General features: G+C 59.7%; 22 protein-coding genes. 11 read left to right on the top strand and 11 right to left on the bottom strand.

Annotation, left to right across the window (positions count from 1 at the left end; translation table 11 throughout):
* Positions 1 to 23 precede the first annotated feature (23 nt).
* On the bottom strand, positions 24 to 2,108 hold the full coding sequence (locus tag LVE68_RS06765) for a M13 family metallopeptidase (RefSeq protein ID WP_233006261.1): 2,085 nt from the start codon (positions 2,106 to 2,108) through the stop codon (positions 24 to 26).
* 184 nt (positions 2,109 to 2,292) lie between these two features.
* On the bottom strand, positions 2,293 to 3,453 hold the full coding sequence (locus LVE68_RS06760) for a TonB family protein (RefSeq protein ID WP_233006260.1): 1,161 nt from the start codon (positions 3,451 to 3,453) through the stop codon (positions 2,293 to 2,295).
* A gap of 438 nt (positions 3,454 to 3,891) precedes the next feature.
* Between LVE68_RS06760 and LVE68_RS06755 the strand changes: the two genes are divergently transcribed.
* The 4 genes from LVE68_RS06755 (at position 3,892) to LVE68_RS06740 (ending at position 10,201) form a co-directional block, all read left to right on the top strand.
* Positions 3,892 to 4,599: a cyclic nucleotide-binding domain-containing protein gene (locus tag LVE68_RS06755; protein ID WP_233006259.1), complete on the top strand. Its 708-nt coding sequence runs from the start codon at positions 3,892 to 3,894 to the stop codon at positions 4,597 to 4,599.
* Between the two features lie 249 nt (positions 4,600 to 4,848).
* Positions 4,849 to 6,039: an efflux RND transporter periplasmic adaptor subunit gene (locus LVE68_RS06750; RefSeq protein ID WP_233006258.1), complete on the top strand. Its 1,191-nt coding sequence runs from the start codon at positions 4,849 to 4,851 to the stop codon at positions 6,037 to 6,039.
* Positions 6,036 to 9,203 (top strand): efflux RND transporter permease subunit, encoded by a 3,168-nt coding sequence (locus tag LVE68_RS06745; RefSeq protein ID WP_233006257.1) that lies wholly within the window; start codon positions 6,036 to 6,038, stop codon positions 9,201 to 9,203. Before LVE68_RS06750 ends, LVE68_RS06745 begins: the two co-directional genes overlap by 4 nt.
* Positions 9,204 to 9,274: 71 nt before the next feature.
* Entirely contained in the window at positions 9,275 to 10,201 is a 927-nt protein-coding gene (locus LVE68_RS06740; protein ID WP_233006256.1) for a phosphoribulokinase, read from the top strand.
* A 103-nt stretch (positions 10,202 to 10,304) separates the two neighbouring features.
* Here LVE68_RS06740 and LVE68_RS06735 read toward each other — a convergent pair whose 3' ends face one another.
* Complete coding sequence (locus tag LVE68_RS06735) at positions 10,305 to 11,126, bottom strand: hypothetical protein (RefSeq protein ID WP_233006255.1); 822 nt, start codon at positions 11,124 to 11,126, stop codon at positions 10,305 to 10,307.
* Between the two features lie 108 nt (positions 11,127 to 11,234).
* Here LVE68_RS06735 and LVE68_RS06730 point away from each other — a divergent pair, with 108 nt between their 5' ends.
* Positions 11,235 to 12,098: a hypothetical protein gene (locus LVE68_RS06730; RefSeq protein WP_233006254.1), complete on the top strand. Its 864-nt coding sequence runs from the start codon at positions 11,235 to 11,237 to the stop codon at positions 12,096 to 12,098.
* Positions 12,099 to 12,169: 71 nt separating this feature from the next.
* On the opposite strand, the gene LVE68_RS06725 is transcribed toward LVE68_RS06730, so the two are convergent.
* Positions 12,170 to 12,574, bottom strand: coding sequence for a hypothetical protein (locus tag LVE68_RS06725; protein WP_233006253.1), 405 nt, complete (start codon positions 12,572 to 12,574; stop codon positions 12,170 to 12,172).
* A 204-nt stretch (positions 12,575 to 12,778) separates the two neighbouring features.
* On the opposite strand from LVE68_RS06725, the gene LVE68_RS06720 reads away from it, so the two are divergent.
* Complete coding sequence (locus LVE68_RS06720) at positions 12,779 to 13,231, top strand: methylglyoxal synthase (protein ID WP_233006252.1); 453 nt, start codon at positions 12,779 to 12,781, stop codon at positions 13,229 to 13,231.
* A 184-nt stretch (positions 13,232 to 13,415) separates the two neighbouring features.
* Positions 13,416 to 13,838, top strand: coding sequence for an ExbD/TolR family protein (locus tag LVE68_RS06715; protein ID WP_233006251.1), 423 nt, complete (start codon positions 13,416 to 13,418; stop codon positions 13,836 to 13,838).
* A 133-nt stretch (positions 13,839 to 13,971) separates the two neighbouring features.
* Here LVE68_RS06715 and LVE68_RS06710 read toward each other — a convergent pair whose 3' ends face one another.
* Complete coding sequence (locus LVE68_RS06710; protein WP_233006250.1) at positions 13,972 to 14,754, bottom strand: tryptophan 2,3-dioxygenase; 783 nt, start codon at positions 14,752 to 14,754, stop codon at positions 13,972 to 13,974.
* 130 nt (positions 14,755 to 14,884) lie between these two features.
* Between LVE68_RS06710 and LVE68_RS06705 the strand changes: the two genes are divergently transcribed.
* The 3 genes from LVE68_RS06705 (at position 14,885) to LVE68_RS06695 (ending at position 18,095) form a co-directional block, all read left to right on the top strand.
* Positions 14,885 to 16,138: a Zn-dependent hydrolase gene (locus LVE68_RS06705; protein ID WP_233006249.1), complete on the top strand. Its 1,254-nt coding sequence runs from the start codon at positions 14,885 to 14,887 to the stop codon at positions 16,136 to 16,138.
* An 80-nt stretch (positions 16,139 to 16,218) separates the two neighbouring features.
* The gene (locus LVE68_RS06700) at positions 16,219 to 17,136 is read left to right on the top strand and encodes a dimethylarginine dimethylaminohydrolase family protein (protein WP_233006248.1); all 918 of its coding nucleotides are present in this window, start codon (positions 16,219 to 16,221) and stop codon (positions 17,134 to 17,136) included.
* Between the two features lie 182 nt (positions 17,137 to 17,318).
* Positions 17,319 to 18,095 carry an enoyl-CoA hydratase gene (locus LVE68_RS06695; RefSeq protein WP_233006247.1) on the top strand — a complete coding sequence of 259 codons (777 nt, stop codon included), beginning with the start codon at positions 17,319 to 17,321 and terminating at the stop codon, positions 18,093 to 18,095.
* 62 nt (positions 18,096 to 18,157) lie between these two features.
* On the opposite strand, the gene LVE68_RS06690 is transcribed toward LVE68_RS06695, so the two are convergent.
* Together LVE68_RS06690 and LVE68_RS06685 are read right to left on the bottom strand one after the other, a co-directional pair.
* On the bottom strand, positions 18,158 to 18,472 hold the full coding sequence (locus tag LVE68_RS06690) for a hypothetical protein (RefSeq protein WP_233006246.1): 315 nt from the start codon (positions 18,470 to 18,472) through the stop codon (positions 18,158 to 18,160).
* A gap of 52 nt (positions 18,473 to 18,524) precedes the next feature.
* A complete protein-coding gene (locus tag LVE68_RS06685; RefSeq protein ID WP_233006245.1) occupies positions 18,525 to 18,845 on the bottom strand; it encodes a heavy metal-binding domain-containing protein in 321 nt (106 codons plus the stop codon).
* Positions 18,846 to 19,127: 282 nt separating this feature from the next.
* On the opposite strand from LVE68_RS06685, the gene LVE68_RS06680 reads away from it, so the two are divergent.
* Positions 19,128 to 20,912 (top strand): DUF5011 domain-containing protein, encoded by a 1,785-nt coding sequence (locus tag LVE68_RS06680; RefSeq protein ID WP_233006244.1) that lies wholly within the window; start codon positions 19,128 to 19,130, stop codon positions 20,910 to 20,912.
* Between the two features lie 38 nt (positions 20,913 to 20,950).
* On the opposite strand, the gene LVE68_RS06675 is transcribed toward LVE68_RS06680, so the two are convergent.
* The 4 genes from LVE68_RS06675 to LVE68_RS06660 all read right to left on the bottom strand — a co-directional run bounded on the left by LVE68_RS06675 (position 20,951) and on the right by LVE68_RS06660 (position 26,269).
* The gene (locus tag LVE68_RS06675) at positions 20,951 to 21,628 is read right to left on the bottom strand and encodes an SDR family oxidoreductase (RefSeq protein WP_233006243.1); all 678 of its coding nucleotides are present in this window, start codon (positions 21,626 to 21,628) and stop codon (positions 20,951 to 20,953) included.
* Positions 21,629 to 21,868: 240 nt separating this feature from the next.
* Positions 21,869 to 22,642, bottom strand: a complete 774-nt coding sequence (locus LVE68_RS06670; RefSeq protein WP_233006242.1) for a DUF3050 domain-containing protein — start codon at positions 22,640 to 22,642, stop codon at positions 21,869 to 21,871.
* A gap of 871 nt (positions 22,643 to 23,513) precedes the next feature.
* Positions 23,514 to 25,787, bottom strand: coding sequence for a ribonuclease R (gene rnr / locus LVE68_RS06665; protein ID WP_233006241.1), 2,274 nt, complete (start codon positions 25,785 to 25,787; stop codon positions 23,514 to 23,516).
* Between the two features lie 272 nt (positions 25,788 to 26,059).
* On the bottom strand, positions 26,060 to 26,269 hold the full coding sequence (locus LVE68_RS06660) for a cold-shock protein (protein ID WP_233006240.1): 210 nt from the start codon (positions 26,267 to 26,269) through the stop codon (positions 26,060 to 26,062).
* Between the last annotated feature and the right edge of the window lie 645 nt (positions 26,270 to 26,914).

The raw sequence follows: 26,914 nt of genomic DNA, 5'->3' as shown, positions 1-26,914 counted from the left end.
TTGGGGTTGCGTTGCTCCGGTGCTTACCAGATCGTGACGCGGTCCTCTTCCGGCAGGTACATCTTGTCGCCCTCTTTCACCTCAAATGCGGTGTAGAAGCCGGAGATGTTCGGCAGTACGCCCAGCACCCGGTACTTCTTCGGGGAATGCGGGTCGGTTTTCAGTCGGTTGCGCAGTGCCTCGTCCCGGGTCTTGCCGCGCCATACCTGGGCCCAGCCCATGAACAGGCGCTGGTCGCCGGTAAAGCCGTCGATCACCGGTGCTTCTTTACCCTCCAGCGACATTTTGTAGGCCTTGTGTGCAATACCCAGGCCGGACAGGTCGCCGATGTTTTCACCGAGTGTCAGTTCACCGTTGATGTGGTCGCCCTCGAGGGGTTCGAATGAATTGTACTGGTCGACCAGTTTACCGGTGAGCTGCTCAAAGTTGGCGCGATCACTGTCGGTCCACCAGTTATTCAGGTAACCCTGGCCGTCGTACTTGCTGCCCTTGTCGTCGAAGCCGTGGCCGATTTCATGGCCGATCACGGCACCGATGCCACCGTAGTTGACGGCGTCCTCAGCTTCCATGTTGAAGAAGGGCGGCTGCAGGATGGCGGCCGGGAACACGATCTCGTTCATCGGTGGGTTGTAGTAGGCATTCACCCGCTGCGGGTTCATATGCCACTCACCGCGATCGATAGGCTGGCCCAGCTTGCCGCGCTCGTAGGCGTTCTCGAATGCGCGCGCTGCCATAACGTTGCCCACCAAGTCGTCGGGCCTGACTTCCAGGGCGCTGTAGTCGCGCCACTCATCCGGGTAACCGATCTTGGTGGTGAAGTTTGCCAGCTTGTCCAGGGCCTGCTTCTTGGTTTCCTCGCTCATCCAGTTGAGGGATTCGATGGAATCGCGGTATGCGGCCTTGAGGTTGTCCACCAGTTCCAGCATACGGGCCTTGGCTTCCGGCGGAAAATGCTTCTCCACGTAACGCTTGCCCACCAGTTCGCCTGCGGTACCGTTTACGAACTGTACGCCGCGCTTCCAGCGCGGTTCCATTTCAGTTACCCCGCGCACCGCCGTGCCGTAGAAATCAAACCGGGCCTGTGCCAGTTCGCCGTGCATGTAAGGAGCCACGGAGGTCAGCAGTTTGATCTTCAGGTAGCGCTTCCAGGTGGCCAGGTCGGTGTCGGCAATCACCTGGTTGGCAGCTGCGAAATAGTCGGGCTGGCCGACAATCACGCTGTCGAGTCCTGCCAGGCTCGCTTCCGGGAGGTAGGCCTCCCAGTTGATCGCCGGCATAAGCTCGGCCAGTTCCGCCAGGGTCTTCTTGTTGTAGGTCTTGTCCGGGTCGCGGTTGTCGACGCGCGTCCACTGGTGCTCCGCGAGGCTCTTCTCCAGCTGGTAGATGGTCTCGGCACGGGCCTCAGCCTCGGCCAGGCCGGCGATCTGCTGGACCTTCACCAGGTAGTCCCGGTAGGCCTGTTGCAGTTTCTGGCCCTTCTCGCTGTCGTCAAAGTAAGAGTCACGATCGGGCATGCCCAGGCCGGATTGCCAGAAATAGGCGGTGTAGGACTCGACGTCCTTCACGTCCTGGTTGATGAACACACCGAACGGAGCATCGAAACCGATACTGTCGGCGTAGGCAAAGTAGCGGGCCAGCTGGTCGCGATCCTCGATCGCATCGATCCTGGCCAGCTCGTCGGCGATCGCCTGCATGCCCAGTTTCTCCACGCGTTCTTCATCCATAAAGCTGTTAAAGAGCGCTCCAATCTTCTTGGCCTCCGGCGTTTCCGCATGCTGTCCGGCTTCCTCGATCAGGGCCTTGACCCGTTCGGTGCTCAGTTCGGCCAGCTGGTCGAAGGTACCCCAGCGGGACTTGTCGGCAGGAATCTCGGTCTTCTCCATCCAGCCGCCATTGACGTAGGCGAAGAAGTCGTCCTGTGGGCGGACTTCGGTGTTCATGGCTGCCAGGTCAATACCGGAGCCGAGTTCGGCTTGCCGGGAGGTCGTTGTCTCGGCGACAGCCTGCGCCCCTTCGGTGGCGGCCTGCTGCCCGGAGGTGGTGCTCTCCGGCTTGGAGCAGCCGGCTACCGCGCCGGCAATGGCGAGTGAAAGAATCAGTTTTTTCATACTACGGCCTTTCTCGGTCTAGTTATTCCGGTCGGATAGTAAACTTTGGCGTCACAGGCGGGCAACCGGCCTGCGGCCAGCAGTAGCCCCTGAGCGATGTGCAGAGGTGGTTCGGCTGAAGGCGGGGAATGAAAAAGCCCCGCACGGGGCGGGGCTCTGGAGATGTGTGAGGCCTGCTGACCTGTCAGTCCGGCAGCCGGAAGGTGATCGGCACGGAGAACTCGTAGTCGTTCTTGGCCAGTGCCGGCGGTACCTTGGGGTAGGGCGACGCGGACTTGATCGCCGATACCGCCGCCCGGTTGAGGTCGTTGAAGCGGGATGCCTGGACAGTCTGGACATCGCGTACGCGCCCCGCCTGGTCGATGGTGACGCGGATACGAATGCTGCCTTCCTGGTTCCGTTCCAGTGCCCGCTGGGGGTACTGGAGGAAGTCATAGGTGTGTCGCAGCAGCATGGAATGGTAGATCTGGCGCGCCAACAGGACATCGGCAGTCAGCGGCTGGTCCTCTTCTTCCTCTACCTCCTGGGCCGCCTTGCGCGCGGGCTTGGGCTGCGGACGCGGCTGGGCCGGCTCGGGCTTGCTGGCCGGTGCCGGTTGCTGTGTCGCCGGCGCCTTCGGCTTGGCGACCGAGGCGAGGGAGGGCGGCGGGATATTGGCTGCTACCTTGGGCTTAGAGGGCTTGGGCTTTTCGGTCTCGGGCGTGGAGCCGGACTCTGCCTGTTCCTCTTCCTCGCTGTTCTCTTCATTGGCTTCGCTGAGTTCGAGGACCCTGGCATCCGTGGGCTCCAGCAGTTCGTACCGGCCCAGCAGGCCCGAATCAACGTCGCCTGCGGCCAGCAGGCCCTCGCGGAATTCTGTGGAGGGCGGTACCGGTCCGACCCATGAGCGCAGCAGGGTAGTGAAGAACTTGCGATCCTCGATCCTGCCCAGCTGGATCCCGTTCAGGCTCACCGTGCTGGCTCCGGAAGCGCCGTCAAAGTCGATCCGCAGCTGGTCCCCTTTCTTCAGGCGCCCGGAAAACAGGTTGGCGAAGGTAACCATGTTGTCGGCCTGGGCGGATAGCGAGCTGCCACTATTGTTGATGGCGATCGCTTCCATCCACTGGTTGCGCAGGCGACGCGCAGACAAACTGTCGGCGACCACCCGGATTTCCAGGCGGCGGGTGGTGTTCTCATCCAGGATCACGCCGGCGCTGTCGGCAAGTGTGTCGGAATAGACAGCAGCAATGTAGCGATCCTTGTTAAATTGTTGTTCAAGTGCAAGGCCGTTCAATAACGGTGCAGCGCTGGCGGACACTGCCGCGGCAAACACCATTACAGCGGTGATGAATTTTAACGATTTCATTTTATTTTGGTGTCTGTCTTTCCGGATGGGATTAATCCGTAGGATAGGTTACTTTACGCTCTCCTCCCCCGAAGCGCGTTGCCCGGTAAAAATTTTGTCCTACTGGATGCGTCGAAAAACGTCCCGGTAGTACAAACCCTTCATTTAGTCCGGACTGTTCCTAACTCTACTTCAACTGCAATGGAGTTCAAGCCTAAAACGGGTAGAATGTCTCGTTTTTCCGAAAATGCACTTGCAACAGGGAGACAGTGGTCATAGGGCCGGTACAATCGGGACGAGCCGGATAGTGTTCCTCAGTGAGGAGAGCCCCGTAAAAACGGATTGGACTTCGCGGGAAATATACCCGCCCTGATGAAATTTTCGGCATGGGCGCCCCGGCGCGCCTGTAACACACAAAGCCATAACGCGATCCAACAGATTTCTTTTGCAAATAACCCGATGGATATAAAACCTCTCAGTGACTACCCCCGGGAGGCGGTGGACCGCCTTCTCAGTGTCATTCATTTGTTTCGTGACATTCGTGCGGCCAGCGACTGGCAGTATGACGTCGTGCTGCAGCGCTCGCGCCTGGTTGGGCTCGCCCCGGGGGAGTCTCTGCTGGCGGAAGGAGATGTGGATCAGTGGGTTTATTTCCTGCTGCGCGGCGAGCTGAACGTCCACATAGATTCCGATGACGACGATAGCCTGGCTGCAGGCCGGCCGTTGGCGGTAATCCGGCCGGGCGAGGTGTTCGGGGACCTGTCGATGTTGCTGGCGGAGCCACGGACAGCCAATGTCAGCGCGGCGCCGACCAGCCGGGACACCCAGGTGCTAGGGGTCGACTGTACCCTCTTCGGTGACCTGGATGACTTCTCGCTCCTGCATCTCTCCACCAAGCTGATTTTTTACCGGAATATGGTGCACTCGCTGCGCTGGAAACTGGAAGTATACCGTTCCAAGTATCCGGATCATGAGCTGGCTGACAGCCATCGCCGGGTCAAGCTGTATACCGGTCCGAAGAACAGCCGCGACGAGCTGAAGGCCCTCGCCGACCAGGCTCGTGCCCTGGCGCGATTCCTGCTCGACTGGAATGCCGAATTCGGCAGTGGCCAGCTGATGGATGAGGAATCCGACATGTCCGATTTCCTCGAATCCATGCTTTCCTGATCTGAATCCCCTCCGGCGGGGTATCAATTGGCGGGTTCCCCCGCCATTGTACTCCGCTCCTGGCCTTCCCGACCGGCCGCGCTATCTCAGGGTCATTTTCCGGGTGTATTCTGGAATCGTGCGGGTGGCGCTTGTGATTTTCGCATTCCGGCAGACTTTGCGCTGGTGGTGGCCCCTATACTCCAGCTCCCGTTTCGGGAACCTGCGCATGCGTGTTAATCAAATTTTTTAGAAGGATGGGTTTGGGTAATGAGTTCCTTGTCTGATATCTGGCGCCGGAAGAATTACCGGATCGCGCTGGGCGTCGCGGCGGCGGCGCTGCTGTGGCTGGCGAGCGGCCTGCTCGATTCCGGTGAGCAGGAAGAGTCGCCTGCTGGCCGTGCTGGCGCCGGCGGGGAAATGGCACCGATCAGTGTGCGGGCCCGCCGGCTGGAGGCCCGGCCCTACACTACCCGGGTGACCGTCAATGCCCATACCGAGGCCAATCGAAGCGTGCGGATGCGCGCTGAACTCGATGGTGTGGTGGCGAAGCTGCCAGTCGAGGAGGGGCGGGCAGTGGAGAAAGGAACGGTGATCTGTCGCCTCGAGGCCGAAGATCGCCCACAGCGCCTGGAACGTGCGCGCGCCGCCCTGCGCAAGGCCGAGCTGGACTTTTCAGGTTCCCAGCGGCTGCGCAAGAAGGGCTTGCAGTCCGAGACTGAACTGGCGCAGCAGGAAGTGGCGCTGGCCAACGCCCGGGCCGAATACGAGCGCGCCCGTGTGGAAATGGACAACCTGGAGATCCGGGCCCCCTTTGCCGGCGTGATCAACCGCCGGGCAGTGGAACTGGGGGATTACATCCGCCGCGGGGAGGAATGCGCAACCCTCCTCGACCTGGACCCCATCCTGGTGGTAGGCGAGGTTGCCGAGGGAGAGGTGGGCAGCCTGGTCCCGGGCGCGCCGGCGGTTGCGGAACTGCATCGGGGCCGGGTAGCGAAGGGGCGCCTGCGCTATGTGAGCCAGGAGGCACACGCGGTGACCCGCGCCTACCGGATCGAGGTGTCGGTGGATAACAGCGACGGCGAACTGCGTGCCGGGCTCAGCGGCCAGCTGGCCCTGCCCACCGGTGAGGTTCAGGCACACCTGATCAATTCCTCGTTGCTGACGCTGGACGACCGGGGCGAACTCGGGGTGCGCCACCTGGACAGCGAGAACCGGGTACAGTTTTCCAATGTCCAGCTGGTCGGGGACGGGAGCGAGGGGGTCTGGGTGACCGGGCTGCCCCGGGAAACCAACCTGATAACCGTGGGCCAGGAATATGTCACCGCCGGGCAGGTGGTGGCAGTAGAGCAGGAGCAGGGGCAATCGGCCCTGCCACCCCCCGAGCGGGATTCCGGCCTGCCGGCTATGCAGCAGGTGGCGGATCCGGTCGGCGAAGACGGGGACGGGGGCCGCCCATGAGTATTCTCGACAGCGCAGTGTCCCGCGCGCGCAGCACCATCAGCCTGATGCTGCTGGTGGTACTGGTGGGGATCGTCGCGCGGCAGATGATGACGATCGAGACAAATCCGGAAGTGAATCCGCCGTTTGTGATCGTGCAGGTGCGCCATGAGGGGATTTCGCCCGAAGACGGTGTGCGCCTGCTGGTGCGCCCGCTGGAGCAGGAAATCCGGGCGCTGGAGGGTGTGCAGGAAATGATTGCCACCGCACGTGAGTCCCTGGCTTACCTGGTGGTGGAATTCGATACCGCAATCCCTGTCGATGAGGCGCTCGACGAGGTGCGCAATGCCGTTGACCGGGCAAAGGCGGAACTACCGCGGGATGCCGATGAACCGATTGTGGAGGAGGCGGCGGCACAGCCGTTTCCGGCGATCGTCGTGACGCTGGCGGGCGAGGGTGTCGGGGAGCGGGTCCTGCTGCAGACGGCACAATACCTGCAGCGCCGGATCGAGAATATCAGCGAGGTCCTGAGTGCGGATTTGCGCGGCAACCGCGAAGAGGTGGTGGAGGCCCTCATCGACCCGGTGCGGCTCGAGCACTACCAGATCACCAGTGGCCAGCTGATCAATGCCGTGGTGGGCAATAACCTGCTGATTCCCGCCGGGGAACTGATGACCGAGCGCGGGCGTTTTTCGGTCAAGGTGCCGGGGCTGATTGAGACCGCCCGCGACGTCTATGAGATCCCGGTAAAGTCCTCCCCGGACGGTGTCGTCAAGCTGGGTGAGGTCACGGATGTGCGGCGCACTTTCAAGGACGCCTCCAGCTACACCAGCGTCAACGGGCGTCCCGGCCTGGCGATCAACGTGGAAAAGCGCAACGACGCGAGTTCGGTCGCACTGGCGGATCGCGTGCGCGAGGTAGTCAATGCAGAGCTCGACAGCCTGCCCCGTGGTGTGGAAGTGAACTTTGTCTTTGACCAGTCACGGTTTGCCCGCGATATGGTCAGCGAGATGGAGGGCAATATCCTCACGGCGATGTTGCTGGTCATGATTATCGTGGTGGCGGCACTGGGGCTGCGTTCGGGCCTGCTGGTGGGCCTGGGGATTCCGTTCTCGCTCCTGTTCGGCTCGATCATCACCTGGTACCTGGGTTTTTCATTCAATTTCATGGTCATGTTCGGCATGCTGCTGGCGCTGGGCATGCTCATTGATGGCTCCATCGTGATCACCGAGTACGCCGACCGCAAAATGGCCGAGGGCATGTCGGCACGGGTTGCCTACACCCTGTCGGTGCGGCGCATGTTCTGGCCGGTGGTGGCCTCCACCGGCACAACCCTGGCGGCATTCCTGCCGATCATGTTCTGGCCCGGCGTGGTGGGCGATTTCATGCGCTACCTGCCGGTTACTGTCTTTGCGGTATTGGCAGGATCGCTGCTGTATGCGCTGTTCTTTGCCCCGGTGCTGGGCAGCCTGTTTGGCAAGGGCAACCTGGACAGCCGCACCCAGCAATACCTGAAACAGTTGGAGAGCGGCCAACCCACGGAACTCACGGGCATTACCGGGACCTTTGCGCGAACCCTGGACGCCATTGTGCGACGGCCACTAATGGCTTTTTTCGGTGCCGTGGCGACACTGGTTGGCATTGTTGTTGCGTATGGTTCTTTCGGGGCCGGGGTTGAGTTTTTTACCGATACCGAAGAGCAGTACGGCAATGTGGAGGTACGCGCACAGGGGAACCTGTCAGTTGCCGAGCAGCGTGCCCTGGTGGCGGAAGTGGAGCAGGCTGTACTGGAGGTGCCCGAGGTGCGGATTGCCTATACCGCGGTGGGATCTGGTGGCCTGTCGGGCAATCGCGACCGCGCCCCGGACCAGATCGCCAATATGCTGGTGGAGCTCTACCCGGCGCAGCAACGTGAGCGGCGCAGCCGCGATATATTTGCCGACCTGCGCGCTCGCACCGCCAATTTCCCCGGTATCAAGGTGACGGCCAACGTATTTGAGGGGGGGCCGCCGATCGGCAAGGACATCGTGCTGGAATTGCGCGGTCGCGACTACGACCAGTTACTGGCGGAGACCCGGCGACTGCACCGCGCGCTGGAGAACGATTTTGATGGCTTGCGGGATATCGTCAATACGGCGCCCCTGCCGGGCATCCAGTGGGAAGTGACTGTGGACCGGGCGAAAGCGGCCCTCTACGGTGCCGACCTCACCGAGGTGGGCCGCGCGGTGCAACTGGTGACCACCGGTGTGCGGGTGGCGGAGTACCGGCCGGACGACAGTAACGAGGAAGTGGATATCCGCATCCGTTACCCGGAGCGGGCGCGCGGAATCGCCGCCCTGGACCGGCTCAAGGTGAACACACCCGGGGGCACAGTGCCGGTGAGCAGCTTTGTCGCTACCGAGGCGCGCCCCAAGGTGGATAAGATCGAGCGGATCAACGGTATAACCCGCATGCAGATCAAGGCGGATGCCGAGGAGGGCGTGCTGGCCGACGACAAGGTGAAGGAAATCCGGGCCTGGCTCGAGGACAACCCGGTACCCGCGGACGTCGAATTGCTGTTTCGCGGTGCCGATGAGGAACAGAATGAGTCGCTGGCTTTCCTGGGGGTGGCATTCCTGTTGTCGTTGTTCCTGATGTTTATCCTGCTGGTGACGCAGTTCAACAGCTTTTACCAGTCCCTGTTGATACTGTCCTCGGTGATTATGTCCACCATCGGTGTACTGCTGGGCCTGCTGCTAACCCAGACCACATTCAGTGTGATCATGACCGGTGTCGGCATTGTCGCCCTGGCCGGGATCGTGGTGAACAACAATATTGTACTGATCGATACCTACAATTTCGTGCGCAGTAACGAGCCAGCCCTGTCACCCGCAGCGGCGGCGGTGAAAGCTTCGGCGCAGCGACTGCGCCCGGTCTTCCTGACGACGGCCACCACGATCCTGGGGTTGTTGCCGCTGGCCCTGGGGGTGAGCGTCGATATGCTGGGCCGGGATATAGTGGTGGGCGGGGTAATCGCCTCCTTCTGGGTGCAACTGGCCAGTGCGATTGTCTATGGCCTTACTTTCTCCACCCTGCTCACGCTGGTGGTGACGCCAATCATGCTGGTGTTGCCGGGGCGCATTCGCGAGGGCCTTGCCGCCTTTTCGCCACCCGTTATTCGCGGTGCACAGTGGGGTGAGGATTAAAGGCCGGCAGGGGATGACCGTCCTCTGGACGGGACGGCCAGGGCCAGAAAATAAAATAGGGAAAATCCAATATGGCGGATTCTCACTGGCCTGCTGCGGTGTCGGAGCGGGCACAGGCGCTACAGGCACAGCTGGAAGGTGAAATCCGGCAATTTATCGCCACGCACCGCTTGCCTGCGGCATTCATGCAACTTGTTGAAGACTATTACCTGCCACTGGCGGTATGGCTTGCCCGGCAGCAGCGCGACAGGGGAGGCCCTCTGGTGGTGGGACTATGCGGTGGCCAGGGATCGGGCAAGTCGACCCTGACCGCTTTCCTGCAGCTGGTCTGGCAATCCCTGGGCATCGAGAGCGCCGGCTTTTCCCTCGATGATATTTACCTGACGCGCGCCGAACGCCAGCAACTCGCCCGCCGGGTACATCCGTTGCTGGCGACACGCGGCGTACCCGGCACCCACGATGTGCAACTGGGTGTAGATACCATCGATCGCCTGACCCGCTTGCCCGGCGGGCAGGAGGTGCCAATTCCGCGCTTTGACAAGGCCACCGATGACCGGGCTCCGCGGGAAACCTGGTCATGCCGGCACTCGCCGGTGGATATCCTGTTGTTTGAGGGCTGGTGTGTCGGTGCGCTTCCCTGGCAGGACCAGGAAACTCCGGTCAACGAGCTGGAACGCTCAGAGGATCCCCGGGGGATCTGGCGCGACTACGTCCGCGCACAGCTGGATGGGCCCTACCGGGAGCTCTTTTCCCGGCTCCACCTGTTATTGATGTTGCGGGTGCCAGACATGGCCAGTGTGCTCGAGTGGCGGCGCCTGCAGGAGGAGAAGCTACGTGAGGCTACCGGTGGTGGAATGAGTGATGCGGAGGTGGAAAGGTTCGTGCAGCACTATGAGCGGGTGACCCGCACCCTGCTGGATGAAATGCCCCGGCGGGCGGATTGCGTCCTGGAGCTGGGTCGCGATCACCGGGTCTGCGGGTTGCGCCTGAACCAATAGTGCGCTGAGAGCCCGACCGAACATTACTGGAAAAGCAAAACCCCGGCCTGTGGCCGGGGTTTTGCATTGCGGGCAGGCCGGCGACGGCGTGCCGTAGTCTGCCTTACTTGGACTTGGGCGGACGGCCCGGGCCGCGCTTGGCGCCAGTCTTTTTGGTGGCAGTTTTTTTAGCTGCAGTCTTCTTGGCTGCGGCTTTCTTCGGGCGACCGGGACCGCGCTTGGCAGTGGCCTTCTTCTTGGTCGCTGCTTTTTTGGTGGCAGCCTTCTTGGTAGCAGCCTTCTTCGGGCGGCCAGGACCTTTTTTGGCGGCAGTTTTGGCCTTGGTCTTGGCCTTGGCGGCGGCCTTCTTGGCCTTTGCAGCAGCTTTCTTCTTGGCGGCGGCGGCCTTCTTCTTCTCTGCAGCAGCCTTCTTCTTGGCAGCAGCGGCGGCCTTCTTCTTCTCTGCAGCAGCCTTCTTCTTGGCAGCAGCTGCTGCCTTCTTGGCCTCGGCGGCGGCCTTCTTCTTGGCCTCAGCGGCGAGCTTCTTGGTAATGGCGGCCTCTTCCTTCGCTACAGCCTTGGCCACCTTGGCCGCCATCTTGTTGTCTTCCTTGATGGCAGCGAGCTGGGTCTTGGCCTCTTTGGCTGCCGCCTTGGCGTTGTCGGCGGCCTTCTTGGCCGCTGTTGCCGCAGAGCGGGCCGTGGCCAGCTGGGCTTTCTGGGCCGCGGTCTTTTTCTTGGCGCGGACTGTTTTCAGCTTGTTCTGGGCCGCAGCAGCTTTCTTGGCCGCTTTCTCAGCGTCCTTGGCCAGCTTGTCGGCAGCTTTTGCCGCGTCCTTCTCCTGCTTTTCGCGGGCTTTATCCAGTTTTGATTTCAGTGAAGTCAGTTCCGCTTGCAGCTTGGTAACATCACTGACCGAACCGGCAGATTTTTTACTTGCAGCCATAAAATATCCCTGTAATTAAATTTGTTTTGGACGAAAGAATTTCATCGCGCTAATTGCAGCGTATTTATATAATCAATTGCAAGTGTTTTTGGGCCAATATGACCTTTTATGGCTAAATTTAAGGGATTTTTTACTTTTATCGCGTTTGCCTGGCTCTGGGGCTGCGGTTTTTTTGCAATCGACCAGTGGATTGCCAGTGGAAAACTGGCCTGGCTGGGAACATTTCTCAGTGGCTGGGGCCTGCCCGGCTGGTTATTGTTGCGCTACTGGCGGCCAGAAAAATTCAGGGCAGACGAGCGCGAATCGGCGGGACTGACGGTAGTTTTGTCAGGGTTGGCAGTTGTATTACTTACCGACAGGGAAATTGGAAATGCCCTGTACTTGGCGCTGCTTAACCTGGGCCTGGTGCTGCTGTACCTTTTCCATTTTTCCTCGCTTCAGCATCCCCCCCTGCCGGAGCCCGGAGCGAAATTCCCCCCGCTGGTAACCGCCGATGGCAAAAAATTAGAGATTTCTGATTACCTGCGGCAACAGAATGTTTCCGGCGTGCTATTGGTAGTGCTGCGGGGAAGCTTCTGTGCCAGTAGCCGGGAATCGCTCGCGGAAGTGTCCAGCCTGGCGCCGGCACTGGAAAAACACGATGCGATGCTGTTGCTGGCATCAGCCGAACCGGAAGAGCACTGGTCCGCCCCCCGCCCCCCGAACGGGAGGCGGCAGGGCTATCTCAGCCTGGACATTGTGGCTCGGGAAAACCAGGCCTGGATAGAGGCCGGGGCGGTGCCCCTGTGGGTGAGGATCTTTGGCGTGAAGCGTGCGGGGCGCCGCTGGCGGGCCGGGATAGGTGCGGCCAGGCCATCCTGTTGGCTGCTTGACCGGGATGGCTATGTGCTGTGGCGATTTGTCCCGGATAATTATCGCAAGCCAGCGCCCGTCCAATTGCTGCGCAGCCAGCTGTCGCGCCTCGGCGACTGAGCCAGGCCGCACGCCTGTCGACAGTCGCCGTCACCGTCCCTGTTGCCAGGGGATGGCACCAGGGCGGCAGGTTAAAGGGGGCCGTAGGGAAGGTAGCGGTTGTCTGAGTGCTCGCGAATCCACAGCAACTGCTCGCGATCGAGTGCGGCCTTGCGCCGGCGCAGGGACTTTGCCAGTGGAATCACGGGCGACTCGGCGCCGCCATCCCAGCCCGACAGTTGCATCTCGGCCAGGGTAAAGAAGCGGATCAGGTTCCACACCTGTTCATTGTCGAGGGATTCGCAGGCTTCCAGCCACTGGCCGGCCGGCAGCCGCATCAGGGCCGATGCAGCCAGGTCATCCTGGCCCAGCGGGCCTGGCAACTGGTTGTTGTCCCGCACCGCGTCGATAAACCTTTCCAGTTGCGCGCGGTCTATGGCGACTTGTGCATCGCTGTTGCTTGCCGTGTCTTCCGGCTCCCAGGCACCAACGCTCATATGCGATCACCTCCTGATTTCGATATTTGAGTGGTAGCGCAGTATAACCGGGCAGCACGCTTTCGTCGGGGGGGGGATGAACCGGCCTTCGGGGGAAGGCTTGTGTCGCGCTGCCAAAATTGCGTAAATCAACCCTGGCCCGGGCCTCGCTACGGCCGGCCCCGGTTCCAAGCCGCTACCGACCAATAAGAGACACTATATAAGATGCAGTTTATTGCCCAACCCCTCCCGGCCAGGAAACGGGTGGCCCTGGTCGCCCACGACAATCGCAAGCAGGCACTGATCGACTGGTGCAACCGTCACAGGGCACTGCTGGAGCAGCACGAGCTGCTCGGCACCGGGACTACCGGGGCGAAGATCGAGTCCGCCACCGGTCTGCCGGTTGAGCGCCTGTTCAGCGGCCCCCTGGGGGGGGACCAGCAACTGGGGGCGAAGATCTGCCAGGGGGAGATCGACGTGCTGGTGTTTTTCTGGGACCCGTTCGAGCCCATGCCCCATGACCCGGACGTCAAGGCACTACTGCGGATCGCCGCGGTGTGGAATATCCCGGTGGCCTGTAACTCGAGCAGTGCCGATATGATGGTCCAGTCCGCCCTGATGGATACCAGCTTTGAGCGCGAGGTTCCGGACTACGAAAGCTACCTGTCGACCCGATAGTGCAATTTTTACCCAAAAAATGCTTTTGCCTGCCTGGAATAGACCTTAAGCGCTTGATTCAAAAGGATATTTTCCTTACGGTGAAGGTTTCACTTGCAAAGATGGGCATTTCGCGGCAATCTTGCCCCCCTGATCAGACCGGTCAATCCGGCGCCATTCGCATTAGATAATTGTACGGTGTTTTATGAGTAGACGACGCGGTAAGGCCGTAGAAGAGGAAAAAGCAGATATCGACCTGACGCCCATGCTGGACGTTGTGTTCATCATGCTGATCTTCTTTATCGTGACGGCGTCCTTTGTGAAGGAAAAGGCGCTGGATGTGAACGTGCCCGATCCGAATGAGACAGAACAGACTCCGCCGGATCCCGACAAGCAGAACATCCTGCTGACCGTGGATGCCAACGACGACATCTATATGGGCGCCAGCCGTGTTGACTCCCGCGCTGTCCGTGCCCGTATCGCCCAGCTGTTCGCCGAGAACCCGCAGGCGATTGTGATTGTACGCGCGCACAACAAGTCCAGTGCCGACACCTACGTCACCATCGCGGACGCGGCCAAGGAAGTGAATGCCGGTATCCAGGTTTCCCTGGTACCGTTCGAGGACTGAGGTCCCGGTTCACTGTCCGGAGTTGCTCCGGAAAGCAAAAAGCCAGCTTATGCTGGCTTTTTTTATGCCTGGCAGTTGCCCGGGGCAGCGCTGCGGTTGTCCGGCGCCGCAGCGCCGGCTTGCCCGGCCGGGACTAGAACTCGGAGCGAATTGCCCACAGGTCCGGGAATACCGGCCGGAACAGGGTGCTCTGCAGGTAGCCCACCCCGCTCGAACCGCCGGTGCCCATCTTCGCGCCGATGGTCCGCTCCACCATCTTTACGTGGCGGTAGCGCCACTGCTGGAGGGATGTGTCGATATCCACCAGTGCTTCACAGATCTCGCCTACCAGCGGGTCGTTGCGATAGACATCGATCAGCACCTTCTGCACCGCACTGGAGGGTTCTGCCACCTGGCTGAAGTCCCGCTTGAGCACGCTCTCTGGAATTGAATGCCCCTCCTTGGCAAGGAAAGTCACGAAGGCATCCCACAATGTTGGGGCCTCGAGGCGCTCTTGCAGGCGGGCGCGGTGCTCCGAGCCCCGGGGGTAGTTCTCCAGTTTCTTGGCATCCTTGGCTCCGTAGACGAATTCCAGCTCCCGGAACTGGAACGACTGGAAACCACTGGCGGTGGAGAGGCGATCACGGAAGGAGAGGAATTCCAGCGGCGTGAGGGTCTCGAGAATGTCCACCTGCTGGATCAGGGTCCGGTAGATGGCATCCACCCGCTTCAGGGTATGCAGGGCGCGGTACTTCTCCCCGGCATTGAAAAGGCCCATCAGGAAGTCCAGCTCGTGCAGCAACTGCTTGAACCACAGCTCATAACTCTGGTGGATCACAATAAACAGCATTTCATCGTGCTCGGGGCCGTCGGAAAGCGGCTGCTGGCACTTGAGTAGGTCGTCGACTTTAAGATAAGAGCTATAGGTTACGGTCATGGAATCTTTACTGCCTGTCTGTATTTTGATCAACGGCGAAACTTTGCTTTCTTTATGCGCCGCAGATCAAAACTAAAATTGCGGGAAAAAGCGTAATATTAGACACATTATAAGGTCTGGAGCGACTCGAATGAAAAACACCGCGCAAGATCTGCGAATCGACGGCGCCCGCCTGTGGGACAGCCTAATGGAGATGGCGCGTATTGGCGCCACACCGGCCGGTGGCTGCAACCGCCAGGCACTAACCGACGAGGACAGGGCCGGTCGTGACCTGTTCACCGAATGGTGCCGCGAGGCCGGCTGTGAGATCCGGGTGGACCGCATGGGCAATATCTTTGCCCGGCGGCCGGGCTCTGACCCGGACTTGCCACCGGTGATCACCGGCTCCCACCTGGACACCCAGCCCACCGGAGGCAAGTACGACGGTGTCTTTGGTGTCCTCGCCGGACTGGAGGTGATGCGGACCCTGGAACAACATGGACTACAGACACGCGCGCCCCTGGAAGTGGTGGTGTGGACCAACGAAGAGGGGGCGCGCTTCTCGCCTGCCATGATCGGCTCCGGGGTCTGGTGCGGGGAGTTCAGCCTCGACTACGGCCACGGCCGCGAGGACAAGAACGGCAGGACCATCGGTGCCGAGCTGGAGCGCATCGGGTACCTGGGAGACCAGCCGGCGGAACCCTTCCCTATTACCGCGGCGTTCGAGGCGCATATCGAGCAGGGCCCGATCCTGGAGAAGGAGGACCAGGTCATCGGGGTGGTGACCGGGGTCCAGGGCATCCGCTGGTATGACGTTACCTTCCATGGCACGCCGTGCCACGCCGGACCCACGCCCATGGCGGACCGCCGAGACCCGGTACAGGCGTTGTCACAGCTGTGCGAGCGCCTCTATGGCGAGGTTAAGGCTTACAGTGACGAGGCGCGGATGACCTGCGGCGACCTGCGCGCAGAGCCGGGCAGCCGCAATACCGTCCCGGAAAAGGTGGTGTTGGCGCTGGATTTGCGTCATCCCCAACCGGAGGGACTCGAGCACCTGCACCAGTCCCTGCACCGGGTGGCGCAGGAATTACAGGAAGCCACCGGCTGCGGGATCGAAATCCGCGATGAGTGGCATTCCCCGCCGGTGGCGTTCGACCCGCAATGTATCGACGCGGTTAACACCGCGGTGGAAGGGCTCGGTTACAGTCACCGCAGGATGGTGTCCGGGGCAGGGCACGACTCGGTATACGTTTCCCGCGTGGCCCCGGTATCGATGATCTTTGTCCCCTGTGCCGGCGGCCTGTCGCACAACGAGGCGGAATCCGCCGAACCGGATCACCTGGAGAAGGGCTGCAATGTCCTTTTGCAGGCCATGCTCGCCCGCGCCGGCGTCGCCAGTGACTGAATGGCAATAGCAGCCGGCAAAGAAAGAGGGGCGACCTGCGGTCGCCCCGGGAATCCAGCAGTTAATTGGAAAGAGCCGTAATGAGTGACTTCACCTTTCGCCGCCGCCTCGACAATGGCGGTACCCCGCCCCTGGATAAGTGGGGCATGGACTCCGAATATGGAACCCTGCGCGACGTGTTGATAGGGCCCGTGGATAATTTCAGCTGGCGCACCGGCAATGCCAGTGCCCGCCGGGCGGTGCGTCTGGGGATGCAGTTTGATCACAAGGTGGCTGCAGCCCAGCATGCAGAAATGGTCGATGCCTATCGCCATGCCGGAGTGAATACTCACATTATTCCCGCCGATAGCGCGTTGCCTTACCAGATCTATGGCCGTGATTCCTCGGTGATGACCCCCTGGGGCCCGATTGTCACGCAGATGTACAGCCCCTGGCGGCGCGGCGAATGGGCGCCGATCGTAAAGCTCTACCAGGAGCTGGATATCCCCATCTACGACATCATCACCGCCGGCTCCCTGGAGGGGGGGGACTTTATGGTGTTGGAGCCGGGCGTCATTCTCTGCGGCTATTCCGGTGAGCGCACCAGTCCCCAGGGCTTCGAGCAGATGAAAGGCTGGATCGAGCAAGAGGGCTGGGAAGTGAAGGGCTACCCGTTTGACCCCTTCTTCCTGCATATCGACGTGATGGTGGCAATGCTGGCGGAAAAGTTGGCGGCTATCTGTGTCGACGCGGTGGAGCCTGAGCTGGTGCAGTGGTTCCGCGACCGCAAGATCGAGATCATCGATATCCCCTTCCCACAGGTGCTTGAGCTCGGGGTCAACGTAGTGGCCCTGGGCAATGACCGGGTGATGCTGCCCAGTGCCAACAAGGGGCTGGCGGAGAAGTGCCGCGCCCACGGCCTGGAGGTGATCGACCCGGATATCTCCATGATCACCCCCGGAGGCGGTGGCGTGCACTGCATGTGCCAGCCCCTGCGCCGGGATTCGGTCGCGAAGTAAGCAGCCACTGGCAGGCGCCGCCCCAGGGGCGGCGTTTTTGCATGATGCGGTGACTCCGGTCAACGGATGTGGTCGATTCGGGACTCCCAAGCCCCGGCCCAGCAGCTAAGATGGTGGCATTATCGCGGCGCGCGGCCCCACCGGGACTGGCGCCTGTCAGCAGACTGTAACCGGAGATGCCCATGCAAAGCTCATGTGCAGAAGTCCAGGCGCAGGTATCCGACCGCGTACTGGAAATCACCATCGTGCGCCCCGAGCGCAAGAACGCCCTCACCATGGCCATGTACCAGGCCATGGCCGATTTGCTGAATACCGCAGCGGAGGACCGGGATGTCCGCGTAGTGGTCATTACCGGTGCCGAAGGCGTATTCACCAGCGGTAATGACCTGATGGATTTCCTCGGGGGGTCCGCCTCCAGCGAGGAATCGCCGGTCTTCCAGTTCATGGTGGCCCTGTACAACTTCCCCAAGCCGGTGATCGCTGCCATCAACGGCCCGGCGGTGGGGATCGGTACCACCATGCTGCTGCATTGCGATATGGCGTTCGCCGGCGAGGACGCGCTGTTCCAGATGCCGTTTGTGAACCTGGGCCTTTGCCCGGAATACGCTTCCAGCTACTTTATGCCGCGCATCATGGGCCATGCCAGGGCAGCGGAGCTGCTCCTGCTGGGCAAGAAATTCGATGCCGCCGAGGCGGTGGAGCTGGGCATCTGCAATGCCGCAGTAGCGGCGGAAGAGGCATTGCCGCGGGCGCGCCAGGTGGCGGCAGAGCTGGCAACCCGAGCACCGGAGGCGGTGCGCCTGAGCAAGCAACTGTTGCGTAAGGGCACCCATGACCGGGGCCTGGAAGTGATCCAGGAGGAGGCCGGTCACTTCCAGAAGCGCCTGCAGTCCGAGGAGTTCAAGGAAGCGGCTACCGCGTTTATGGAGAAGCGCCCCGCGGATTTCTCACGCTTCTAGGCCCGAATCCCAGCCACTATTGCCTCTCTCTTCACTGAAGCCGTTCCCGGTCGGGTGCGGCTTTATTCAACCCCGGGTTCACCGTTGCGGATAAAGGTGGGGGCCTCGTAGGCCCGGTAGTCGACCGGCTCGCTCTGCCAGTTCAGCGGGTTATCCTCGCGGCGCTCGCGGATCGTCTTGCCGAATACGCTGAAATGCGTCTCTTCCATCAGCTGCGTCAATTCCCGGTTGTCGGTCAGCCCGAAAAATACCCCGGCCTGCATAAAACCCTCCAATCGGTGCCGGTCCACCGCCGGTGTCTTGTAACCGCTCTTGGAGGCCGAGAACATACGCCGCAGCCGCGATTCCACCTCAGCGAGATACTGGTCCTTGTCCATTCCTCTACCCTGCAATTCGGATCAGCTGTTATGTGATTATTGAGCGCCAGTTTCAGCGGAATTTGACCGCCGTACCGCTGACGCTGACCATCATCATTGCGCCCTCAGCGCCGACAACTTCGTAATCGATATCGATACCGACAACGCCATCGGCGCCCAGTTCACGGGCCTGCTCCTCCATTTCCTTGAAGGCGATCGCCCTTGCCCTGGACATTTCCTTTTCGTAAGCAGCAGCGCGGCCGCCAACGAAGTCGCGAATGGCACCAAAGAAGTCTTTAAAAACATTGGTACCCATAATTGCCTCGCCTGCGACGACATCGAGATACTCGCGAATTTCCCGACCATCGACAGTGGATGTGGTTGTCCTGAGCATGGTGTTCTCCTTCTGGGACGATGATTCCAGAGGTTACCGCAGGCAGGCAATATCCGTCGACCGGAATCCGGGCATGTGTAAGGTCCGCCTTCGGATGGGCTGATACATGCACTAAGCTGTGTTGAATCGGGGATATGGATGTTAAGGAACGCGGCACGACCGTTGATAAATGAGAACCCTGTTGCAGGGTTGACCCTTCTTGCCACGTAATTATTCAATGTTCTTTGGTCAGGCAACCTATTCTAATCGTAACAATGAGCGGCAATTCACAGGAAGTGCGCTATGCCCCGGATATCACAGGCAATCGCCATCGCCGGGATCCTGATTCTCCTGACCGGGGTGCTAAAAATGCAGTCACCGCCGGAGTCTGTCGATCCCTCCGATATGCCTCTGGTCGCAGGCCAGGGGCAGGGGAATGGCAACGGGCCCAAGAAGGATCCCTGTGAGTGTGATGATGGCGGTGGGGGTAGCGCCAACATCGACGCCATATTGCGGGTGCTGACGCGCAGCAGCGGGGTGTCGCCGGAGACGATCTATTTCTCCGCCCAGGATTCAACCGATACTGCCTGCCAGGATCTTTCCGGTGGCACCGATCCGGTGGCCTGTGCCACCGGCCAGTGGTTCGCCTATCACTTCAATTTCGACGATCCCGAGTCCGGTGAATTCAGCACAACAATGCGCAGCCGAAACCAGCAGGTAGGGTCCAGTCCCCGTGCCATCCATACGTTTGTCTGTACGCCCTCCAGTAGCCGCTATGTCGACGGTGCCTGCGAGTACAATGTCGGTGTCAGGGTGCAGAACCCGAGTGGTGATTACGAAGATGCTTTTACGACGGTACGGGTACTGGCACAGGAGGCCTACTACACGCCGGATAGCACAATCTGTGTTTCTCCTGCCGGGGACTACAATGGTTGTCCTGCAGGGGCCGTCCAGGCATCGGACCTGCCGGCTACTGGCGAGTATGCTGGCAAGCGCGTGTTGCTCCATGCGGGCGAAAGTTTCGGGAGAATCTGCACCGATTACGGCGAGGGGAATATCACCATTGACCGCTACGGTGAGGGTGCACGACCCGTAGTCGAGGACGTGCGTATTGGTGTCGCGGGGCGTTGTGAAGACCGCAGCCCCACTTCGGCACAGGCCCAGGGGTATCCGGAGCTTGTTCAGGATAATCAGGGTAATATTGTCCAGGGCTGGAGTTACAATGTGACTGTCACTGGCATCCGTGCTGGCAATATCAGCGGTGGTATGGCCGCAACCCTGGTGACTGTACACAATGTGGATATGGACTGGTCGGAGACCGGGCAATATTGGGGCACCTTCAGCTTTACCTCGCAGGCGAATTATTGCGGCAAGAATCCGGACATCCTCGATTGCTCGCTGCTCCACTGGCCCTACGGTATCTTCCTGTCCGATTCCGTGCTGAAAAGTCATCCGGACAATCTTCCCAACGTCAATATCGGTTGTATGGACAGTTGCCAGATGGTCAACGGTGGCCTGATTGGAAACGATGTGACCACAGCGATGGAGCACAATGCACGCTTTATGGGCGTGTGGGGACTGGTAGTTTCTAATGTCTGGCACAGGGGAAATCATATTGGTGGGCGTGGCGGTAAGCACCGGCTCGCCTTGCGGGGCAGTGGTGGATTCGAGAACCTGAATACCACGAAAAATCCTGAGGACTTATCTGGCACGGACTACCTGCGCACCGGGGATATCAGTAACCACTGGGCACCGAGATTCAATTTCGTTGTAGACAGCTTTTTCAATGACACAGTGTTGATGCCGGAACACGATTCGGCAGCCTTTGTCGAGCTCTCGTCCGGTTACCTGTATTCAGGTATGTTCAACAGCCGCTTTTTCCCCGATACCGTGGATAACCTTGCCGCCCAGGTCCGTGTCGGTGGCGTAGATGTTGTTCTGAGGGGCAATCAGTACCATGACAGTAATCCAGCTTGCCGGCAGGATAATGGCGAGTTGCACGACGAGAACCAGATTTTTACCGATGCAGAGGGTTGTACTCCGGTTAGCTCGGGGACTGCCCCGATGCCCGACGTGCCGGGGCGTTGAGCTGAACCCGGCCAGCAGACCCTGTAGGCAGCCCGGTGTTACTCCGTGGGAACTACGAATACCTCGCGGACATTGGCCCTAGGTGGTGCGTTGACAGCGAACAGTACAGCGTCGGCAATGTCTTCCGGGTCGAGTTTGTCGGGCTTCGGCTCGTCGAAGAACTCCGTGTTTACCATCCCCGGGGCAATAACGGTACAGCGCCCGTTCCACTCCGCCATTTCCTCTGCCAGGTTGGCCCCGAAGCCGTGTACGAACCACTTGGAGGCACCGTAGACCGATCCCTTGATCGGCATCCGGCCAGCCTGGGAGCCGGTCATGATGAAGTGACCACGGGAACTGCGCAGGTGCGGCAGGGCGAGCTTTGCTGTCCAGAGCAGGGCGCGGATATTGACGTCTATCACCTCTTGCCATTCGCCAGGGTCACCCGCCTCGGTCCCTGGCTGTGAGATGCCGGTGCCGGCGTTGGCAAATACCACGTCCAGCTGCCCGAACCGGTTGATGGCTGTTTTCACCACTTTTTCAAGCTGGTTCCAATCCGCAACATCGGCCGGGACAGCCACGGCGTTATCAGCTCCCAGCTCTGTTACCAACGAATCCAGGGCGTCCTCCCTGCGGGCGGTGAGGACCAGTCGCATTCCTGCGTGGCCGGCTTTCAATGCCGTAGCTCGCCCGATGCCACTTGAGGCGCCGGTGATTAACATGACTTTGCCTGCCATTTGTATACTCCTAATCGTATTGGAGGGATTTGCAGTAGCAACTTAGGACAAGATTTCGTGTCCAGCCTATTTCTTGCCGGGCTGCCAATAAAGTGGCGCCGTAAACCATGGCTGTCACCATAGGCCAACTGGAACTTTGTGCGCTGGAATACAGGGTGGGGCGGGGCACATCGGTAAGACGGGGGGAGTGAGCGCCCCGGAAAGCGCCGATACCGGGCTTGCCGGGGCCTGGCGATATACCTAGACGGCGATTCGCGCAGATGGCTCGGCTTGCTGGATCTGCACCAGAATGCCGTCCCAGAGTCGGATTCTCCCCTCTATCGCTTGTTCCGCGGCCCTGAACGCGCGGGCCCGAGCGTGATCACAACCCCCAATCAGGTTTTCGAGAATCTTCTGTGCGGCAGGTCCATGCTCATCCCCATCAAGATCAATGTGTCTCTTCAGGTAATATGTCATGCGGGGAATGCGGTGCTCATCCACCCCCCACTGGTCCAGTAGCCGGGTAAACATCTCGGGGATGGCATCCTCCCGACCGTAGAGAAAGTTTGCCGCAACCTCTTCATTGCCACCGGTCAGGGCAAGCTGGATGTTTGCGCGCACGAACTCCCGCACGAAATCCGGTGTGTCGGCTTCCTCCAGGGCTGTTTCCAGGTCCTCCCCACGTTCCAGTGCTGCGATAAACGTGAGGAAGCAGGATGCATCCGCCTCGATTTCTTCCATGGCCTCAAGGTACATGGTCAGGTGGCTCGCAGGCTGCCCGTCAAAGTTCAGGTCGGTTTCCTCGTAAAACACGATTTCATTGATCAGGCGGGCGGCGAAGATGTTTTCCGGGTTTTTCCAGGGGAGCGTGACGCAGGTCAGGGAGTTCTGTAGCCGTTTCACGAGGGTCATGAAATCCCATACCGCAAATATGTGGATGCTCATGAAGTCACGTAACTGGTCAAGGGTGGTAATGCTCCGGTAGAGCTCGTGGTGCTGGAGGGTCTCTGTGACGGATTGCAGCTGATTTTTCATACACTTCTGTCCTTGTTTTATTGCTTATTAACCAAGGTATTTCGCGTACGACAGTGTTGTGTGTCGTTGTGTCTGGAAGTCACATCGCTCGTGGAGCCGTCTGTCGCGGCCTTTCACTACTATTGCCGAGCTTTTGCCCGAAGTGTTTTACCCCCTGTTCCCCCTCGTCTACTGCAAATTGCCCTTGCGTCAATGAGCGACGGTCCTTTGCATCTATGAATTGCCAGCCCCGTAATGGTGCAGGTTGGGAGCTAGGTTTGTTTGCGAAATGATCGGCGCGGGAATGGAATAAGCCCTAGCGCCAAATTCATCTTCACCACTCGAGAGTCAACGAGGAACTGGCACAGTGCAACCTATTTTTTGCCTGATGTAGAAAAAAGTGCCTCGCATCACACTTTTTATAGGAAATATTTTCACTAGGACTGAGGGGAAGCTTTGGGGTTCTCTGGCACAAGACAGGGAGAGTGAATCAGGACAGGGGACATCCAATACCGATGCCTCCCCCATATTTGCTCGCTCGATTAACCAGGCTCGCGTGGCCGCAGTGTCTATTGGGTATGGTACGAGTGAGCTGTTTGTGTGCCGGAACGGGGAGTCGTATTTGACCCGGGTGGAGCTGGATCCAGTTGCCATTCGGTACAGCAAGGCTACAGGCGACTGCTGGCAGGCTTCATTTGCTGGAGAGGAGAAGTCATTGGCCGCCAACCATGCGCAGCCCAGGCTTTTGCTGGATGACAGCCACCAAGGCATGCCCCGGTGGTTGTTGGTCGATACCTAACCCCGCCCCCCAAACTCAGTTGCGAGGGACTGGGGTATCCGGGTAGATCACAGTCGGCTGCTTCACTGTTGCTCAAGATTTCCAGGCGGGGCCTTAATCGACCAGTGCAAATTCAATCTTGCGACGTTCCATATCAACGCGTACTACCCGCACCTCGATCTCATCTCCGAGGGCAAAACTCGTATTGCTGCGCTCGCCGGTAAGGCACTGCCTGGCGGCATCAAAGTGATAGTAGTCTTTCTTCAGTGCCGTCACGTGTACCAGGCCTTCAACCTGAATCTCGTCAAGCTCGATAAACAGGCCGAAGTTGGTGACGCTACTTACCTGGCCGGGGAAGGTCTCGCCAACAAAGTCCTGCATGAACTCACATTTCAGCCACGCCTCCACATCCCAGCTCGCCTTGTCGGCGCGGCGCGAGGCGGTAGAACAATGTACAGCGAGAGTCTCCATTGCCGCCATGTCGTAGGGGTAGCTCTTGTGCGGGGCGAGGCGTTCCGCGCTGTCAAAGCGCTTCACCGCTGCCTTGCCTGCGCCGAAGATGGATCTAATCGCCCGGGGCAAAAGGTTACGCTGCACTGGCTGGCGGATCACTGAGCGAATGGCCCTGTGTACCATCAGGTCCGGATACCGGCGAATGGGCGAAGTAAAATGGGCATAGGCGGAATAGGCCAGGCCGAAATGGCCACGGTTATCCGGGCTGTACTCCGCCTGGCTGAGTGATCGCAGCATCATGGTGCGGATGGTTTGTGCATCGCTACGTTCGCCTGCCTGGGTCAGTAGCTGGTCGAAATGCGCGGGGCGGGGCTTGTTGCCGCCGGCCAGCTTGAGTCCCCTGGCGTTAAGGAAGGCGCGCAGGGTAGTCAGCTTTTTATCCTGCGGGCCTTCATGCACCCGGTACAGTGCCGGCATCTTCCGTTGCTTGAGGAAGTCTGCGGTCGCCACGTTGGCGCTCAGCATGAATTCCTCAATCATCTTGTGTGCATCATTGCGGATGACGGGTACTATCCTGTCAATCTTGCGGTCTTCGGTGAACCTGAATTGCACTTCCGGCTTTTCAAAATCCATTGCGCCGCGCTTGGTACGGGCTTTTTTCAATACCGCATACAACTGATGCAGTGCGTGGATGTGAGGTGCCGTTTCCTTGAGTTGGCGAGCGGTCTGGCGACCCAGCTTGGAGTCCGGGGCTGTCAGGAACGCGTTTACCTGGTTATAGGTCAGCCTGGCATGAGAGTGAATAACACCTTCTGAAAAGGTGTAACCAGTCATTTTCCCGGACTTGCTGATTGTCATCTCACAGACCATAACCAGCCGGTCAACCTGCGGGTTGAGCGAGCACAAACCGTTGGACAGTGATTCCGGCAACATGGGTACCACGCGGCCGGGAAAGTACACCGAGGTTGCGCGCTTCCGGGCTTCCTCGTCGAGCGCACTTCCCGGGGCTACGTAGTGCGAAACATCCGCAATTGCCACGAACAGGCGCCAGCCACCGGACGCAACATTTTCACAGTAGACGGCATCGTCGAAGTCTTTGGCGTCCTCGCCGTCGATGGTTACAAATGGCAGTTTTCTCAGGTCGGCACGATGCAGCTTGTCTGCCTCGGGTACCTCACTGCCCAGTTTTTTCGCCGCCCGCAGGGCATCCTGCGGCCAGCTGTGGGGGATCTCATGGCTGCGGATTGCTACATCGATTTCCATGCCCGGCCCCATCGAGTCGCCCAGCACCTCGGTTACGCGCCCGAAGGCATTGTAGCGACGGCTCGGGAACTCGGTGATATCTACGGAGATGTACTGGCCGGGCTTTGCGCCCATCAATTCGTCTCGATCGAGGTCAATTTCGTGGGCGATACGGCTGTTTTCCGGCTTGAGGAAATAGTGGTCATCCTCAAACTGCAGCCGGCCCACAAGCTGCTGTGTATTGCGTTCAATGACACTGACAATAACGCCGAGCTTGCGCCCGCGCCGATCGGTACCACTGATGCGGGCCTGCACCCGGTCACCGTCAAAGACGGTCAGCATTTCGTTGTCTGACAAGAACAGGTCTTCTTTCAGTGCATCAGTACTCAGGAAGCCGAAACCATCCGGGTGGCCGATGACACGGCCGCTTACCAGGTCCTCTGCTTTAACCAGGCTGTAGCCCTTGCGGCGGTCAAAGGCAATTTGTCCGTCACGCTCCATTGCCCGCAACCGGCGGCGCAATGCCTCTTTCTGTTCATCGCTGTTGAGTTCAAGGACTGTTGCCAGCTTCTCACGGTCAAGGGCTTTTTTATTGTTCTCGAGCAAGCTCATAATGAACTCGCGCGCGGGAATTGGGTGGCTGTATTTTTCAGCATCGCTGGGATTAAACGCAGCTACTGGGGCTTTTCTCATAAAATTCTCTCGGGAAAACCGCCAATAAAATTGCGCTTGGTGAGAACTTGAGTGATGTGGCAGGGCAGATCAGGTGTTACTCGGCAAGGTATACAGGCGGAATGGCTCAATGGTGTTGAGCGGGTGTTACTAGTGGCCATTCAGACTGTCACAAGTCTGAAGGCCGGTCTTTCAGGTTGGGAGACCCGGAGGTTGCCTCTCAACCGGGGTGGCATCCGGGCCACCCAGCAGCGGACCTTTGCAGGGCCGGCTGTAAATGTGAGCCTGTTGGCTCAGACACAAACAATGTTTTCAGCTTGCGGGCCTTTGGGGCCCTGGGTTACGGAGAACTCAACAGCCTGGCCTTCGGCCAGGGTTTTGAATCCTGAGCTGACGATTGCGCTGAAGTGTGCGAACACATCAGGGCCAGACTTCTGTTCAATAAAGCCAAAGCCTTTTGACTCGTTAAACCACTTAACGGTACCGGTCGTCGAATTAGACATGGTGATTTCCTGTAAACAACTATTGATCAGCCTTTATGGGGCGCGGGTAGTAAAAAAAGACTGGAATTTAGATGCTGCAGGACGAAGAAATACAGATGCGACGAAACTGAGGATTTAAACAAGAGGCTTACTTTTAACTGTAGGCACTGTAGGGCCTCTTGGGAAGTAAGTCAAAGGTTTTTTAGAGGGGCGGACCTTGGGTATATCGGTACTGCATTTCCAGGCATTGGAGGGAGGTTTTACTGCCAATAATGCCGATAGAGAAACGTAGATCTGGCCGTTGGTGCCCCAGGAGGGAGGCGAAAGGGGGATGACAGGAGTGGCTAGACGCCTTGCAATCCAACTAGAGCTCTTCGGGGCGGCCCCGGGCGCCTTGTGAATAGCTTAGTCAGAGATTGTGGTGGCGCCCTGATAGTCTGATGGCGGGAGTGATTCGTCGCTGCGCTCCTCACCCCTGCGGGGCGGCCCTTCGGCCGTCTTAACGCGCTTCGCGCGTTGATCGAACCCGGGCGCTATGTATTCCACTCTTGCTCCGTCAGCGGATGTTGTAGAGAGCTGGAACTCATGATGGCGGGAGTGATTCGTCGCTTTCGCTCCTCACCCCTTCGGGGCGGCCGTTCGGCCGTCTTAACGCGCTGACGCGCG

The organism is Microbulbifer sp. YPW16 (assembly GCF_021290385.1).
In the GTDB taxonomy this organism is placed as follows: Bacteria; Pseudomonadota; Gammaproteobacteria; order Pseudomonadales; family Cellvibrionaceae; genus Microbulbifer; species Microbulbifer zhoushanensis.
Note: the sequence above shows the minus strand (reverse complement) of the source record. Positions and strands in the feature narration are given on the sequence as shown.

Coding starts and splice junctions, on each gene's coding strand:
- LVE68_RS06660 (WP_233006240.1), bottom strand. CDS start 26,269: ATGTCTAATTCGACGACCGGTACCGTTAAGTGGTTTAACGAGTCAAAA.
- LVE68_RS06695 (WP_233006247.1), top strand. CDS start 17,319: ATGCAAAGCTCATGTGCAGAAGTCCAGGCGCAGGTATCCGACCGCGTA.
- LVE68_RS06710 (WP_233006250.1), bottom strand. CDS start 14,754: ATGACCGTAACCTATAGCTCTTATCTTAAAGTCGACGACCTACTCAAG.
- rnr (WP_233006241.1), bottom strand. CDS start 25,787: ATGAGAAAAGCCCCAGTAGCTGCGTTTAATCCCAGCGATGCTGAAAAA.
- LVE68_RS06760 (WP_233006260.1), bottom strand. CDS start 3,453: ATGAAATCGTTAAAATTCATCACCGCTGTAATGGTGTTTGCCGCGGCA.
- LVE68_RS06740 (WP_233006256.1), top strand. CDS start 9,275: ATGGCGGATTCTCACTGGCCTGCTGCGGTGTCGGAGCGGGCACAGGCG.
- LVE68_RS06745 (WP_233006257.1), top strand. CDS start 6,036: ATGAGTATTCTCGACAGCGCAGTGTCCCGCGCGCGCAGCACCATCAGC.
- LVE68_RS06750 (WP_233006258.1), top strand. CDS start 4,849: ATGAGTTCCTTGTCTGATATCTGGCGCCGGAAGAATTACCGGATCGCG.
- LVE68_RS06700 (WP_233006248.1), top strand. CDS start 16,219: ATGAGTGACTTCACCTTTCGCCGCCGCCTCGACAATGGCGGTACCCCG.
- LVE68_RS06735 (WP_233006255.1), bottom strand. CDS start 11,126: ATGGCTGCAAGTAAAAAATCTGCCGGTTCGGTCAGTGATGTTACCAAG.
- LVE68_RS06725 (WP_233006253.1), bottom strand. CDS start 12,574: ATGAGCGTTGGTGCCTGGGAGCCGGAAGACACGGCAAGCAACAGCGAT.
- LVE68_RS06715 (WP_233006251.1), top strand. CDS start 13,416: ATGAGTAGACGACGCGGTAAGGCCGTAGAAGAGGAAAAAGCAGATATC.
- LVE68_RS06705 (WP_233006249.1), top strand. CDS start 14,885: ATGAAAAACACCGCGCAAGATCTGCGAATCGACGGCGCCCGCCTGTGG.
- LVE68_RS06730 (WP_233006254.1), top strand. CDS start 11,235: ATGGCTAAATTTAAGGGATTTTTTACTTTTATCGCGTTTGCCTGGCTC.
- LVE68_RS06680 (WP_233006244.1), top strand. CDS start 19,128: ATGCCCCGGATATCACAGGCAATCGCCATCGCCGGGATCCTGATTCTC.
- LVE68_RS06690 (WP_233006246.1), bottom strand. CDS start 18,472: ATGGACAAGGACCAGTATCTCGCTGAGGTGGAATCGCGGCTGCGGCGT.
- LVE68_RS06670 (WP_233006242.1), bottom strand. CDS start 22,642: ATGAAAAATCAGCTGCAATCCGTCACAGAGACCCTCCAGCACCACGAG.
- LVE68_RS06685 (WP_233006245.1), bottom strand. CDS start 18,845: ATGCTCAGGACAACCACATCCACTGTCGATGGTCGGGAAATTCGCGAG.
- LVE68_RS06675 (WP_233006243.1), bottom strand. CDS start 21,628: ATGGCAGGCAAAGTCATGTTAATCACCGGCGCCTCAAGTGGCATCGGG.
- LVE68_RS06765 (WP_233006261.1), bottom strand. CDS start 2,108: ATGAAAAAACTGATTCTTTCACTCGCCATTGCCGGCGCGGTAGCCGGC.
- LVE68_RS06720 (WP_233006252.1), top strand. CDS start 12,779: ATGCAGTTTATTGCCCAACCCCTCCCGGCCAGGAAACGGGTGGCCCTG.
- LVE68_RS06755 (WP_233006259.1), top strand. CDS start 3,892: ATGGATATAAAACCTCTCAGTGACTACCCCCGGGAGGCGGTGGACCGC.